The sequence below is a fragment of the Streptomyces sp. NBC_00663 genome, assembly GCF_036226885.1.
GTDB lineage: Bacteria > Actinomycetota > Actinomycetes > Streptomycetales > Streptomycetaceae > Streptomyces.
On record NZ_CP109027.1, the window covers coordinates 4,406,050 to 4,420,477 of the forward strand.

A 14,428-nucleotide genomic window follows, 5' to 3' on the forward strand; every position below is an offset into this window, starting at 1 on the left:
CCGCTTCCCGGGGCGGGCCCTATAGCTCGCTGACAGCGGAACGGCAGACAGCTCCAGCACTTGTCGAATGCCTCAGACCGTGAACGGCGGTAGTGGCTGTGGAGGCGATGACGGTCACCGTGTCTCGATAGCCGCACACACTGGAATCCGCAGAACACCAGGCCATTCACCCCGCGCCTCTACTAGCATCGACCGTGGGCGGGCGTTTGCCGGGTGGAGAACCTGGCGACGCGGAGGGGGCACCTCCTTGATTTCGCGGTGTTCCTTTGATTCATGTGGATCATGAGTCAGCCGCACAGTGAGAGGGCCCATATCGGGGAAGCAGGCTCGAACCACGCATGACGTACGACATCGCGGCCCCCGAACCCGCGGGCATGGTGGCTTCGCTCAGCTCCCTGGGGTACTCGTTGCCAGCTGCCGTCGCGGATCTCGTCGACAACAGCATCGCGGCTGAGGCCCGGCACATCGACGTCGAGTTCACCTGGGCGGGACGGGACTCATGGATCGCAGTCGCCGACGACGGCAGGGGCATGAGCGCCCAGGAACTCGTCACGGCAATGACCGTGGCGGCTCGCGGGCCCGCGACCTCACGTTCCTCCACTGACCTGGGCCGTTTCGGCGTCGGTCTGAAGTCCGCCTCGTTCTCGCAGTCGCGGCAACTCTCCGTGGCCACAGCGACCGACGGTGTGTGGCACGTACGGACCTGGGACCTCGATGTCGTTGAGGAGTCAGGCGAGTGGAGGCTCCTCCACGGAACAGACGTCGACACAACCATCGTGCTGGACAGGCTTCGGAGCGGCACTGACCACGGGACGATCGTGCTCTGGCGGCGGCTCAACGGCTACAACGGTGGTGACGTCCGCGAGGACGACGAGCGCACCCAGAAGCAGTTCTACGCCGAGGCCGCCCGCACGGAGTCGCACCTCGGAATGGTATTCGCCCGATTCCTCACCGGGAGCCGCCGCCGGAACCTGCGCGTGTCCGGAACCCCGGTGGACCCCTGGGATCCGTTCATGGGTAATCACCCCTCTGTCCAGCGGCTCCCCACGGAGGAACTGCCTCTCGGCGGCAGTTCCGTGAGGGTCGAGGCGTTCATCCTCCCCAGCGCCCACCGGCTTACCCCGGAGGAGTACGGCCTGGCTGCAGGACCACAAGGATGGCTCGACCAGCAGGGCTTCTACGTCTACCGCCGCAACCGCCTGATCCTGGCCGGCGACTGGCTGGGACAGAGAGGCATGCGTCGCGAGGAGAAGTACAACCTGGCACGCATCGCCGTCGACATCCCGGCCGAGGCGGACGTCGAATGGGGTGTCGACGTGAGGAAGTCCAGCGTCGTCCCGCCCGTGGGCCTACGTCCGCATCTCCACCGCATCGCACGACAGGCCCGGGCGAGGGCCGCAGACGTGCTGCGGCACCGTGGACAGGTTGCTGCGCGTACGCACGGTGATCCCCTGTCGTACGCGTGGAACGTGCGCCGACCGGATGGCAGGGTCACGTGCCGGATCAACCGCAGCCATCCACTGGTCCAGGCTGCTCTGCGCCCCGGCGGCAACAGCACTGCAGACGTACGCGCATTGATCCGGCTTCTGGAGGAGACGGTGCCCGTCGCCGCCCTCCGTGTGATGCATGAGACGGACACCAGCGACGACCCGGAACCGTTCGGTGGTCCAGGACTCGCCGACGAAGGGGCTACCGAGGTGGCAGAGCGCATTTACGAGTCACTCGTCTCGGGCGGCCGATCGCCCGCCGCTGCGCGCGAGAGGTTGCGGACCATGCCTCCCTTCGACCAACTGCAGGGCTTCTGGAGCGGATGAACCCTGAGTCGTTGTCAGTGGCCGCCCCTACTCTGCTCGACACCGTCTACATCCCGCTGGAGGTCCCACGTGAGCGTTCCCGACGACCCCATGGCCAAGGCCACGCGTCTGGTTCTCGGATTCCTGCCACAGGACCGTCAGCCGAAGCCGGACGAGGTGCAGAACGCGGTCAACGCCATCTTCGGGATGCTGGCCGCGCAGGGGGAGGCCCTTGACCGGGACCAGTTGGCCAAGGAGATCGAGGCCATGACCGCCGTGTTCCAGGAGCGGTCGCTGGCACTCGTGGACCCCAAGGGGCACGAACCCTGGTTGCCCGAGGCGAAGAACGACCGTGCCTGGGACTTCTGGGAGCGCTACCGGCGGTATCTCGAAGATGTGGTGAACCTTCCGCCGTGGGTCGTGAGGCGACTGGACCAGAGCTCGGACGAGGTACTGAGCCAGTTGGAGGATCCTCGCCGTTCTGGCCCCTGGCGTCGCCAGGGGCTCGTGATCGGCCAGGTGCAGTCAGGCAAGACGGGCCAGTACATCGGGCTCGCCGCGAAGGCCGTGGACGCGGGATACCGGTTCATCGTGGTCCTTGCCGGCATCCACAACGACCTCCGGAGCCAGACACAGCTGCGGATAGACGAAGGGCTCCTGGGTTTCGACACCCAGCACCAGAACCGATCGAACGAGGACGGTCGTTCACGCGCGATCGGCGCGGGAGCCATGCCCCTCGCCAAGAAACTCGACATCGCGTCACCGACAAGCAGTGCGGAGAAGGGGGACTTCGGGCTCGCGACGGCCAAGGCCATCAACTTCCCCCTCGGCAGCTTCCCCGTCGTCCTCGTCGTCAAGAAGCACTACAAGATCCTCGAATACCTGCGTAACTGGGTGACAGACGTCCACGGCACCGAGGACGAGAACGGCGAGAAGGTCGTGAAGGACCTCCCTCTGTTCGTCATCGACGACGAGGCCGACAATGCCTCGATCAACACGGTCCGTGACCCCGAGGCAGACCCGACCAAGACCAACGCCGCGATCCGCAGGCTCATGAAGAGCTTCGACAAAGCCGCCTACGTCGGGTACACGGCCACCCCCTTCGCCAACATCTACATAGACCCCGACGTGGACCACGGCGTCGCAGGGGAAGACCTCTTCCCGTACAGCTTCATCCGCAGTCTTCCCTCGCCGTCGAACTACCTTGGTCCGGAGCGGGTCTTCGGGCTCCGGGTCGACGACGAGGACGAGGAGGACGTGGAACCGCTGCCGCTCGTGCGCCATGTGGACGACGCCGACAGCTGGCTCCCCACCAAGCACAAGTCCGGTGACATCCCTGGCGACAGGCTCCCGCAGTCCCTGCGCGACGCGATCTTCTCGTTCGTGCTCGCCTGTGCCGCCCGCCGGGCGCGAGGGCAGACCAAGGTTCACAACTCGATGCTGGTGCACGTCACCCGCTTCACCGCGGTGCAGAGCCTCGTTCGCGACCAGGTCGACGACCACCTGCGGCTCATCGTTGACATGATCCGAGACCGGTACGGAAAGGGCCCTGAGCTCCGCGCCGAGCTCCGGGGGCTCTGGGAGCGGGACTTTGTTCCCACCACGGACAAGTTCCCGGCTGATGAGGTGCAACGTCTGACCTGGGAGCAGGTCTCCGAACAACTCCTTCCTGCCCTCAGGAAGATCCAGGTCAAGACGGTGAACGGCACCTCCAAGGATGCGCTCGACTACTACGAGAACCGGAGAAACGGCCTGTCCGTGATCGCCATCGGAGGACAGAAGCTCTCCCGCGGCCTCACCCTGGACGGCCTGACCGTCAGCTACTACCTGCGCGTGTCGAAGACGTACGACACCCTCCTCCAGATGGGCCGGTGGTTCGGATACCGCCCCGGCTACGAGGACGTGTGCCGTCTGTACACCACGCCCGCGCTTGAGAACGCCTACGTGGAGGTCACCGCCGCGACCGACGAACTCCGCAGGGAAGTCGAGGAGATGGCGGCCCTCAGCCTCACCCCGAAGGAGTTCGGGCTGAAGGTCCGTTCCTCGTCTCTGGGGCTCACCGTGACCGCGGCCAACAAGATGCGCCAGAGCGCGAAGATCCTTCTCAGCTACTCGGGGGAGGGACCGGAGACGGTGATCTTCAAGCTCGCCGACAGGACCGTCGAGAACAACTTCAAAGCCCTCGAAACCCTGGTCCGTCGGCTGGACGACGTCGCGGAACTCGTACCTGGGGGTTCAGGGACCAACGTGCGGTGGGGAGGGGTTCCCCCTGAGGTCATCTCGGAGTTTCTCACCACCTATGAGACCGACCGCATGGCTCAGCGGGTTCGTCCGAGGCTCATCGCCAAGTACGTGGAGCAGTGCGCCAGGGTGGGTGAGCTGGGCAACTGGACCGTGTGCCTGGTCAGTAGCACAACGTCGCAGTCGCCACGGGACATCGCGGGGCACACCGTCGGCCTCGTGACCCGCAAGGCGCTCAACGACGGCTTCAGGGCCGAGGGAAGGTACACGATTCGCCGGGTACTCAGCCCGCCCGACGAACTGATCGGCCTCGAAGAGGCGCAGGAGGACGCGGCACGAAATGCCGCAAAGAAGGAGGCGGAGAAGAAGGAGAAGGCGTCGGCTCCGAAGACGCCGGCGGGCCCCCACATCCGGCGGCAGCGGCGGACCGACCAGGGCCTCCTGCTGATCTACCCCATCGAGCTGCCACAGGCCGCCGACGGTGAGGCGATGACGCCCCTCGTGGGCTTCCAGGTGAGCTTCCCGCACTCCGACTACCAGTCCAAGACCGAGTACATCGCCAACACCGTCTGGCTCCAGGAGGACATCTACACCATCGCCGAGGAGGACGAGGCGTGACCGTCACCGAGGACGAGTGGCGCGAACTGGAGAGTCCCCAGGACACCCCGGGGCGGTCCAGCCTCCGTCTGTACCCGGAGTCCCCGCTCGACATCTTCCTCTCCGTCTCCCACCCCGGCCGCCAGCGCATGTTGGTTTTCCGGGCGGATGCTCGCTCCGCAGACCCGATCGTGCGGTCGGTGGGCCGACTCCCCAAGGCAGCAGGGATCGAGATGAACCTGAGTGCCGTGTCCCGGGTTGAGTACGAGCTCCAGGTGATCCTGACAGCGGACGGACTTCGCGAGGTGTTCAACCCGCTCGTCGCCGACGTCGCCGAGACCGCCAAGTCCGCTCCGGCCGCAGCTGAGGCCCTGGCAGCCGCCGTGGACAGGTTCGAGAGGTGGCAGGACCTCCTGCGCGCTGTCAGCAGGGACGGGCTGAGCGCCGAGGCACGGCGCGGACTCTACGGCGAACTCCTGGTACTCGGAGACGTCCTCCTGGCCTCCCTCGGCCAGGCCGAGGCGATCGAGGCATGGACCGGTCCCACGGGGACCAACCAGGACTTCCAGCTGTCCGAGCTGGCCATCGAGACCAAGGCCAGTGTCGCGAAGCGGCCCCGGAGTATACGGATCGCCAGCGAGAGACAGTTGGACGGAACCGGGACGCCCGCGCTGCTCCTCGCACTCGCGAACCTCGACGAGCGGCGGGGTGGATCGGGAGAGAGTCTGAACAGGAGGGTGGAGGGGATACGACAGCAGCTCACGAGTCCCGCCGCCCGGGCCCGGTTCGACGGTCTACTCGTCCAGGTCGGTTACCTCCCCGGGCACCATGACCTCTACGAAGAACCCCGGTACACCCTCCGCGAGCTTCGGTTCTGGCACGTACGGGAAGGCTTCCCCAGGCTGGTCGAGTCGGACCTGCCCGAGGGCGTCGGTGACTGCACCTACCAAGTGAGCACCTCGGGTCTGGACGCCTATCGCGCCACGGCCGACGAGGTGATGGAACTGATCGGGGGGTCCCATGGCTGAGCTCGACCTGGCCGAGTTCTCGCGGAGCCTCGTCGCCGACGTACAAGCGACCGCTGACGCCGAGGGAACGACCACCCCGGAGGCGTTCACACGCCGGGTCTTCGAGGACCTGGAGCAGGCCGGCGTCGTGTCCAACACTTTCACCGCCTACCACAAGATGCACGGCCACGAGGTGCACGGTTACGGCATAGGAGAGTCGGGCGAGTCCCTGGACCTGTTCGTGACGGACTTCCACCTGGAACCACTGGAGTCCAAGCTCACGAAGGCACAGACCGAGACGTCCTTCAGGCGGCTGCTGGCGTTCGTACAGCGTTGCCGGGACGGGCTGCAGCAGCACATCGACGAGTCGTTCGACGTGTACGACATGTGCGCTGCGGTCGAGAAGGCCCTCACCGAGGTACAGCGGATCAGGCTCTTCCTGCTCAGCAACAGGGTGGGTACCGCAACCGAGTTGCCGGCCTCGGAATTCGACGGCCTCCCGGTGACCCAAGAGGTGTGGGACCTGGCACGGCAGCACCGTCATGCGACGTCGGGCGCTCTCGGCGAACCCATCATGGTGCCTTTCAACCCTCCTCTGCCCTGTGTCTCCGCCCCGAGTTCGGAAGAGGACCACTCCGTGGTCCTGGCCGTCATACCTGGGGAGATGCTCGCCGAGCTGTACGCCGAGTACGGCACCCGGCTCCTCGAACTCAACGTTCGCTCCTTCCTCCAGACCCGCGGCGCGGTCAACCGGGGCATCCGGGAGACCCTGCTGAACGCACCTGGCAGGTTCCTGGCCTACAACAACGGCATCACCGCGACCGCGTCGCAGGTCGACTTCGTGAGGGGCCCGGACGGCGAGCCCACCCACATCTCCGGAGTGCACGGCCTCCAGATCGTGAACGGCGGCCAGACGACTGCCTCGCTCCACTACGCGCTGAGCCGGGACAAGGCCGACCTGTCCCACGTCCGGGTCCAGATGAAGCTGACGGAGGTGGCGCCCGAGCGGCTCGCGGAGATCGTTCCCAAGATCTCGGAGTACTCCAACACGCAGAACCGGGTGACCCAGGTCGACTTCAGTTCCAACCACGACTACCACGTGGACATGCAGCGGATCACCCGCTCCCTGTGGGCCCCCGCGACGGACGGCAGTGGTCAGGAGACCCACTGGTTCTACGAGCGCGCCCGCGGCCAGTACACGGACGAGTTGGCGAAGGCCCGCACCCCTGCCAGGCAACGGCAGTTCAAGAAACTGAACCCGACGAAAAAGAAGTTCACCAAGGCGGACCTCGCCAAGTTCGTCCACTCGTGGAACCAACTGCCGTACCACGTGAGCCGCGGGGCACAGAAGAACTTCGTCGAGTTCATGTTCAACGTCGACAAGGCACCGCCCCGCGTCGACATCCAGTACTGCCAGCGGGTGATCGCAATGGCCATCCTGTTCAAGGCGGTGGACCGGATCGCCGCCATCCATGGAGCGGGCAGCCACAAGAGCATGATCACCACGTACACCGTGGCTCGCCTGTCCTCGGCAACGGACCGCCGGATCGATCTCGACCGGATCTGGCGAGAGCAGGACGTCTCACCGGTGCTGGAGGCCGCGATCCACGATCTGTGCCCCCGCGTCATGCGCGCGGTGACCACTCCGCTTGAGGGCAACCACGTAGGCGAGTGGGCCAAGAAGGCGGCGTGCTGGGACGCCGTGTCCAGGGTGCCCTGGACGCCCCCCCGAGCCCTGACGGCGGAGCTGCTCGACCACTCACTGGACGAGGCGGCACTCGCCGGCGGTACCGGTGCTGAGGAGGGAGCAGGTGAAGAGGCAGCTCTGATCCCTGCCGACGAGTGGTACGCAATCGAGCGCTGGGCCAAGGAAACCCGCAACCTCGAACCCTGGCAGCGGCAGCTGGCCCAGTTCGTCGGAAGGCGCCTCGAACTGGAGCAGGAGGTTCCAGAGACGCAGGCCGTTCAGGCCCTGCACGCCCGTAACGAGGCGCTACGACTGGGGTTCACTCCCGACCCGTAGCCAGCAGCTCCGCGTCCTGGGCGCGAAGCCACTACCTACGTCAGAGCATCCCCTTCTCGATGAAGTCACGGATCGCGTCCTCGGCCCGCCTGAGGACGATCCGCCCGTCCCCGTCGCTGAACGCGACAAGGTCGGTCCCCGGTGCGATGCCGGCCTCTGCCAGCAGGCCGAGAGGCAGCTCGACACGGCCCTGGTCATCGACGTGAAGTTCGGCTGGTTCCCGGAGCATGAGGAGAGTGTGGCACTCTCCCTCTCGGAGGACGTCGACAGGCTCGGACTGCGATCATGGCCGGAGCTGGCAGGACACCGGATCGGCGGTGGGTCGCCACTGCGGAGGGGGAGCATCTTCGAGGTCGACGTGCCAGGGACACCAAGCCCGAGATCGCCCTCAGGAAAGCCGTGCACCGGTTGGGCCTCAGGTTCCGTCTCCAGCGGAGGGTGGCGCCGCGGTGCACGGCCGACTTCGTGCTCCCTCGGCATCACGTTGCTGTCTTCGTCGACGGTTGTTTCTGGCACGGCTGTCCTGACCACAGCCCCAAGGAGTTCCGAGGGCCCAACGCCGCTCTCTGGCAGGAGAAACTCAAGACCAACAGGGAGCGGGACCGACGCAACACAGCGCAGGCCATGGCCACCGGATGGACCGTGGTTCGGATCTGGGAGTGCGAGATTCGTCGCGACGTTGAGAGAGCCGCGCAGCGGGTGGCAGAGGCTACCGATTCGAACGGCCCGGGGTGAGTCGCCGATCGGCTATACCTGCGTGACGGCCAGAGTCAACAGGTCATCGGACAGGTTCTCCCGGCTGACGCAGTGGGCGACGAGCGGGCACTCCGAACACACAGGCTGGTCCTCCCTGCACAGGTCCATCCCGATGAGCCGGATAGCCCCCATACGCAGAGGTGCGTCCTTGCCCGCGCCCACGAGCTTCACCAGGTTCACGCGGCCCTCACTCAGGCGGTTCGCGTGATCCGTCTCGACACCGTTCACACGAGCCGCGACCCGCAGCGTGCCCGTGCCGACCAACATGAGGTCCTCTCCGATCAGCAGTCGGTAGAGAGACTCCTCGGCTGGCTTCATGGCCAGCTTGGCTGGTACGTCGAGCCGCTTTCCCCACTGCCAGTCGTAGGGCTTTTCCACCAGCGGTGCCAGACGGTCCACGCGGGACCGGGCGGGAATCGTGGGCGCCGCGTCAACCAGCTTCTTGAACAGTGCCGCGGTGAGTGTCTTCGACCTTCTGACAGAGGTCATCAACTCCGCCATCGCTGCCCGCTTGATCTTCGCTCCGGAGAGTATGGCCACCACAGCGGCATGCAGCGGCACTGACTCCTCACCGGGAAGCTGGTACCAGTCCCCACCCATACGCCTTTGCTCCGCCCACTCCGCGAGGCCGTTCCTGACCTCCCGCCAGTGGGGCTGGAGCCCGGCAGTCTCCGCGGTGGCGTCACCAACCGGCTTCAGCGCCTCGGCAGCGGCCTCTCCCAGGAGCGGGGGTACGGCGTTCCCGATCTGCCGGAAGGCGTCACTCCTGGTGCCGGCGAACCGGAACCTGTCCGGAAAGGTCTGAACGCGTGCCGCTTCCCGCACAGTGAGAGTCCGCAGCTGCTCCGGGTGGATGTACCAGTAGCCGTCCTTGGCGATGTGGGCAGTGATCGTACGACTGAGTTCTCCCCAGGCCAGCTTCTTGTACTTGTCCGTGTACTTCTCCGCGCTGTACCGCTGGTATTTCTTCTCATCCCCGGTCAGTTTGTCCTGAAGATCCGAGTACTTGGTGTCGGATTCCATAACCTCGAAGATCCGGTGGTCGTCCCTCCGGACTCTCCGGGTCATGTGGTCCCAGACCAGCCCACGAGGCGCCTCTTCGCGCATCTTCGTGGCGAATCCGGACAGGTTGCGAGGCTTTCGGTACTTCAGCTCCCGCTCTCCGACCCGTTCCGTGGGAACGACCTCCAGCTCGGGCAGGTCACCGATGGCGTCGCGCAGGGTAGTGCGCTCCGAGTCGGGCTTCCGCCAGGTGAAGTCGTCGACGTCCTTCCTGGCGAGGAGGATGAGACGCTTCCGATGCTGCGGGACACCGTAGCTCCACGCGTCAACGAGCCGCACCTGCGTCGCGTAGCCGAGGTCCTCCAACTCCTCCTCGATCGTCCGGATGACGAAGAAGTCGTCGTGAAGCCCCATGTCGGGGACGTTCTCCATGAGGACCGCCCGCGGATTGATCCGCTTCACCATGTCCAGGTAGGCGCTCCACAGCTCCTTCCGGCGGTCTTCCGGGTCACGGCCGTGGTTCTTGACAAGGTCACGGATCTTGTTACGCCCGGCCCTGCTGAAGGGCTGGCAGGGAGGTCCACCCGCCACGAGGTCGATCTTGGCGGACTTGAGGATCTCCTCAAGCCTGTCGCGCTCGGCGGGGTCACCGAGATCCATCTCCAGGCTGAGGCCCGGGAAGTTCGCCCTGTGGGTTTCCAGCGCACGCTCGTCGAAGTCCACGGCTGCCGCAGTGGTCCATCCGGCCCGCTCGACGCCTGCGCTGAGACCACCGGCACCGGAGAAGAGATCCACAGCCAATCTCTTGCCCTTACCGAAGCCTTCCAGCCAGTCCTGAAAACCCTCCGGGGTGCAGCTGTTCTTGTTCGGATCCAGCTTGAGGTAGTCACTGCGTTCAAGAGGTACGCCGTAGTGCCCCTTCGTCACAGCACAACCCTTCGTACGCAAGACATGAACGAGCACCAGGAGATCACAGACGCGCTGGTGGAAGCAAGGATTCCGCCGAAGTGGACATCAGGAAAACCTGCTGCTCACCCGCCGCGTACCCCCAGGTATCCCGGTCCTCGGGACCCCGGTCCCCTGGGGCCGGACCTACTCTCTAGTGGGCTCCGAGGTGACCAATCGTAAACGATCGACAGATCACAGCCCTCATCGCTTCAACGACTGATCCTGCCTCTGGGACACGCTCATGCGTTCGCCGCAGGTGACCCTCGTTGAGCTACGGACGCGCCTCCTACCTGCCGGTAGACAGGGTGATGCCCCAAGCCGGGCTGGTTTTTAGGGCTGTCTTCGCTGGCGCGACGGACTGGCGGCGGCCCGGACGCGCTGCCAAGAACGTCAGACGGCGGAGTTTTCGAGTCCCGTGATCCACGGCCAGCGAGGCGCGTGCCTCCGCAGGGTTCGATGCGCAGGGGCGAACCCATGTACGAGTTCGTAGGGGCGAGCGCTGCCCAACCGGTGGCACTCCCCGGCGAGAATTTCAGCGAAGGCCAGCAGCTTGCGTCGGGCTGGGCCCTCAAACAGTTGAGCTGCTGCCTTCGCCCCGCCGCTGATCAACTTCGCGGTGCTGATCAGCTCGTCTTTGGCGGCGGCATCACCCTGCCCAAGGGCAGTCGACAAGCGGTCTCGTTCTCCAACTACGTGGGCAGCAGCCGAGACGAGAACCGTCGATGCGGCAGTCTCGGCGGGCTCTCCTGCATTGGTCATGGCATTGGCCAGCATGGGGAGCTCAGCGAACGGGAGGGGATCCACAATCTCCCAGAGAGACTCCGCGACTTGGAGCCCGGCGCGTGTTCCCGAACGGTCCACGCACAACGGCAGGCGGTCAGGGGAGCACTGACGCACTTCCCAGATCTCGACTCCGGGGTCCGCCATGGCAGCCCTAAGAATGGTCCGGCATGCCTCTCTCAGAGTCTGAATGGAGAAGTCGGGAACGTCCAACCGCACAAGACTTCCTTGGCGTCGGATGTCCAGCACCGGGAATCTGGCTTCTCCAGCTGCTTGAAGGATGGCGAGGTCTCGGCTGACGTAGTTCGGGTCTTCCGTGCCCCGGATGACCAATGATGCGTTCTGCGCGTAGGACACAGCGACCCCGTGCTCGAACCCACGGCAGATGGCGCGAGCGCGGATCGCCGCATCCAGAACCTGGTCCAACTCAGCTGGCTGCCCGCCGAGAAGGAGCGTGTTGCTGACTGGATCCCAGCGAAAGTCTTCGTGTGCGTTCGCATTGCGCCAGTCAGAGCGGATCGTCGAGACCAGCAAGCTGCACAACGGCTGATCATCTTCAGCTGCGAGCAGATCCCGCACGGTCGCGAGTGAGGCCCCTTGCGGGACCGCCCTGCCCAGCAGTTCCAAGACCACGGTGGCCGTGCGCTTGACGTCACCTTCCAGCACGGCCCGGTGCAGGTCCATGGCCGCACGCGCCTTTTCTTCCTGGTGCTCCGCACGGTTGTAGGCATCACGGTAGGCGGACTGTCCGCGATGGGAGGACAGCATCTCCGGCTCACGATCACCATGTCGCGCAATCGCTGAACACGTCAGTTCCGGTTCTGACTTCAGATGACACGTCACCAGATCACGTGCCAAGAGGGTTGCACGGTGCGTCACCAAGGGACGGTCGGTCAGCGCGAGAACAGCAAGCTGATTAAGAAGGTGCACCGTCAGCGGTAGCGAGTCGTCGATCAGGTGCCTCATGCTCAGGCGCAGCCGACGATCGAGTGCCTTTGGATCCTTCGCCCAAGCAGTCAGCAAACGGGCGCGTGACGCCACACCCGAGCCGGGGCTCAGTTCCTCGGCCGACACCCCGAGCGTTCGCTGATAGACGTCCTCGTCAGGAAGACCAGCCTGATCAATCCTGGCAGCAGCCTCCAAGGCGCGTCCAGTTGCCTGGGCCGCGAGTGCATGCTTTCGTACTGCGGCCCAGGCGGACTCCGACCATCCCTGGTCCAGACAGGCGAACAGCGCTTGAGCCTCGGCCCGATTCGCCCGCGCCAGGTCAGCCGGCAGCCGTCGCTCGGCCGCGCTAGTCCGGGACGGACTGAACCGGGACACCTCATCTGCGACGGCACCCAAGGCGACAACCGACCTGCCGAGGCGCCGCAGCAACTCTGGAAGTTGCTTCCCGACAGTCCCGCCGGAAGCGGTCCGCAGGCGCATGACTTCCGCAACTATCTCGTCGGTCTCCCGCTGAAGCCCGGGTAAGTCTGCGTCCCCCAACACTGACTTCCACTGCGCGCGGGTCACCGGCACAAAGGCAACATCCTGCTGTCCCCCGGTCTGCTCAGGGGGCGCAGTGAGATTCAGCTTTCTGATCACTGCTTGCGTAGCGGCACAAGACTCTCGTTCAACCGCGCCCAGTTGGTCAGGGAGGGATACGTCCATCAGCACAGGATGGCACCGGCGCCCTGCCTGAAGCCCGTCGTTTTCCCCATGCCGGTCGCGTCCTTGCGAGGCTTGCCCGGAACCCCCTAGGAGTCCTTTGGGTTCCGGAGAAACCGACTGATCGACGGGTCGACCGCCCGTAGGCTCTGGACTTCTGGCGTGACGCTGTCAGGCATCTGAGGGGGGAAAGTGGATCATCTCTTCGCCGTTGCCGGCCGGTCGGCAACACCGATCTCACCGACCGGTCTGGCTGCGGAAGGGCTCCTCGAACGGCAGCATTTGCAGGAGTGGGTGATCGACAACCCGCAAGTCCTGGGTCAGTCGGTACTGGTGATCACCGCTGAGTTCGACCGGTGGGCCGACACCGACGGGGTGCCTGCACGGGATCGGCTGGACGTCCTTGGGCTGGATGCCACCGGGCGCCTGGTGGTGGTCGAGCTGAAGCGGGGCACAGCAGATCGGGACGTTCATCTCCAGGCGATCACCTACGCTGCGCTGGTGTCCCGGTTCGACCTGGACACTTTGGCGCAGGTGCACCGCGACTTCCTGGCCGGCAGGGGTCAGGCCGTCGAACTCGACGCGTGCAGGCAGCGCCTCCTCGACCATGTGGACGGAGACTGGAGTCCGGAACTGCTCCAGCGCCCCCGCCAGGTGATCATCGCCGCCGACTTCCCCAAGCAGGTGACCCACACCATGGTGTGGCTGTCGGAGATGAACCTCGTCCAAGTGGGCCTGTGGAAGGTGGAAGGCCACCTCGTCGTCGGCTTAACCAAGGTCTATCCGACACCGGAGGTTGAGGAGTTCACCCTCGCTCCGGCCCGTGTCGAAGCCAAGGCCGCAGCCCGCAAACTGGAGGAACGTTCCCGGGCCCGCAACGCCGCTCACGTCCTCGTCGCCGCCGGCCTGTTGCCGGACGGGACCAAGCTGCGGCTGGCGCCGAGGCACGGCGCTCCGCAATCCATCCGCGAGGCCATCCTTGCCTGGGTGGGTGAGGATGACGAGCGCGCAACGGCCATCTGGAACAACAACACGGCCAAACCACTTACCTGGGGCGGCGACGGCATGCCGTACACGCCTACCGGACTGGCTAACCACATCTTCAAGAACGTGACCAGCCGGACACCTGACGGGATACAGGGGACGACCTGGTGGGACGTCGACACCAACGATGTCCCGAACACGGTCGATCCCGATGAATGGGCGGCGTTGGCCGGAGCCAGCCTCGCGGACCTGGCCAAGCAGCTCAACCGCGCCCGCAAGGACTGGACGAGCCTCCACACCCTGCTGAGTGCCATCCCGTCCGGGCGATGGACGACCTACGGCAACGTGGCGTCCGTCATCGGCAGCCACGCAGTTCCCGTCGGCACCCATCTGGCCACCTGCGGTCAGTGCCCCAACGCGTGGCGGGTCCTCACCATGTCCGGTCGCATTAGTGCAGGCTTCCGGTGGACCGATCCGACCCGCACGGATGCACCCGCGGATGTCCTGGCAAGCGAGGGTGTCCGATTCTCCTGTGGAGCTGCCGTTCCGGAAGCCCGCCTGTCGCTGGAGGCACTCCGGAATCTGATCGACGGCTAACTGCGGTTCCTTCGAACACAGCCTGGGGAAGAACCGTGAACCGACTGGCT

General features: G+C 65.5%; 9 protein-coding genes. 6 read left to right on the plus strand and 3 right to left on the minus strand.

The features are described 5' to 3' along the window. Positions 1-338 precede the first annotated feature (338 nt). The 4 genes from OG866_RS20060 to OG866_RS20075 all read left to right on the plus strand — a co-directional run bounded on the left by OG866_RS20060 (position 339) and on the right by OG866_RS20075 (position 7,661). Positions 339-1,814 carry an ATP-binding protein gene (locus tag OG866_RS20060; RefSeq protein WP_329336548.1) on the plus strand — a complete coding sequence of 492 codons (1,476 nt, stop codon included), beginning with the start codon at positions 339-341 and terminating at the stop codon, positions 1,812-1,814. 69 nt (positions 1,815-1,883) lie between these two features. Further along, complete coding sequence (locus tag OG866_RS20065; RefSeq protein WP_329336550.1) at positions 1,884-4,652, plus strand: Z1 domain-containing protein; 2,769 nt, start codon at positions 1,884-1,886, stop codon at positions 4,650-4,652. Beyond that, positions 4,649-5,659, plus strand: a complete 1,011-nt coding sequence (locus OG866_RS20070; RefSeq protein WP_329336552.1) for a PD-(D/E)XK motif protein — start codon at positions 4,649-4,651, stop codon at positions 5,657-5,659. The genes OG866_RS20065 and OG866_RS20070 overlap by 4 nt, the downstream gene beginning before the upstream one ends. Next, a complete protein-coding gene (locus OG866_RS20075; RefSeq protein WP_329336554.1) occupies positions 5,652-7,661 on the plus strand; it encodes an AIPR family protein in 2,010 nt (669 codons plus the stop codon). The genes OG866_RS20070 and OG866_RS20075 overlap by 8 nt, the downstream gene beginning before the upstream one ends. Before the next feature lie 40 nt (positions 7,662-7,701). Here OG866_RS20075 and OG866_RS20080 read toward each other — a convergent pair whose 3' ends face one another. Beyond that, entirely contained in the window at positions 7,702-7,890 is a 189-nt protein-coding gene (locus OG866_RS20080) for an AbrB/MazE/SpoVT family DNA-binding domain-containing protein (protein WP_329336555.1), read from the minus strand. 56 nt (positions 7,891-7,946) lie between these two features. Between OG866_RS20080 and OG866_RS20085 the strand changes: the two genes are divergently transcribed. Continuing rightward, positions 7,947-8,396 (plus strand): very short patch repair endonuclease, encoded by a 450-nt coding sequence (locus OG866_RS20085; RefSeq protein WP_329336557.1) that lies wholly within the window; start codon positions 7,947-7,949, stop codon positions 8,394-8,396. A 12-nt stretch (positions 8,397-8,408) separates the two neighbouring features. On the opposite strand, the gene OG866_RS20090 is transcribed toward OG866_RS20085, so the two are convergent. Together OG866_RS20090 and OG866_RS20095 are read right to left on the minus strand one after the other, a co-directional pair. Further along, positions 8,409-10,346 (minus strand): DNA cytosine methyltransferase, encoded by a 1,938-nt coding sequence (locus OG866_RS20090; RefSeq protein WP_329336558.1) that lies wholly within the window; start codon positions 10,344-10,346, stop codon positions 8,409-8,411. Positions 10,347-10,757: 411 nt separating this feature from the next. Continuing rightward, positions 10,758-12,800, minus strand: a complete 2,043-nt coding sequence (locus OG866_RS20095; protein WP_329336560.1) for a hypothetical protein — start codon at positions 12,798-12,800, stop codon at positions 10,758-10,760. Between the two features lie 189 nt (positions 12,801-12,989). On the opposite strand from OG866_RS20095, the gene OG866_RS20100 reads away from it, so the two are divergent. After that, positions 12,990-14,378 carry a DNA-binding protein gene (locus tag OG866_RS20100; protein WP_329336562.1) on the plus strand — a complete coding sequence of 463 codons (1,389 nt, stop codon included), beginning with the start codon at positions 12,990-12,992 and terminating at the stop codon, positions 14,376-14,378. Positions 14,379-14,428: the final 50 nt, after the last annotated feature.

What these genes read in the sequence shown, in the direction of transcription:
- OG866_RS20060 (WP_329336548.1), top strand. Translation starts at nt 339, where the DNA reads ATGACGTACGACATCGCGGCCCCCGAACCCGCGGGCATGGTGGCTTCG.
- OG866_RS20075 (WP_329336554.1), top strand. Translation starts at nt 5,652, where the DNA reads ATGGCTGAGCTCGACCTGGCCGAGTTCTCGCGGAGCCTCGTCGCCGAC.
- OG866_RS20080 (WP_329336555.1), bottom strand. Translation starts at nt 7,890, where the DNA reads ATGCTCCGGGAACCAGCCGAACTTCACGTCGATGACCAGGGCCGTGTC.
- OG866_RS20085 (WP_329336557.1), top strand. Translation starts at nt 7,947, where the DNA reads ATGGCCGGAGCTGGCAGGACACCGGATCGGCGGTGGGTCGCCACTGCG.
- OG866_RS20095 (WP_329336560.1), bottom strand. Translation starts at nt 12,800, where the DNA reads ATGGACGTATCCCTCCCTGACCAACTGGGCGCGGTTGAACGAGAGTCT.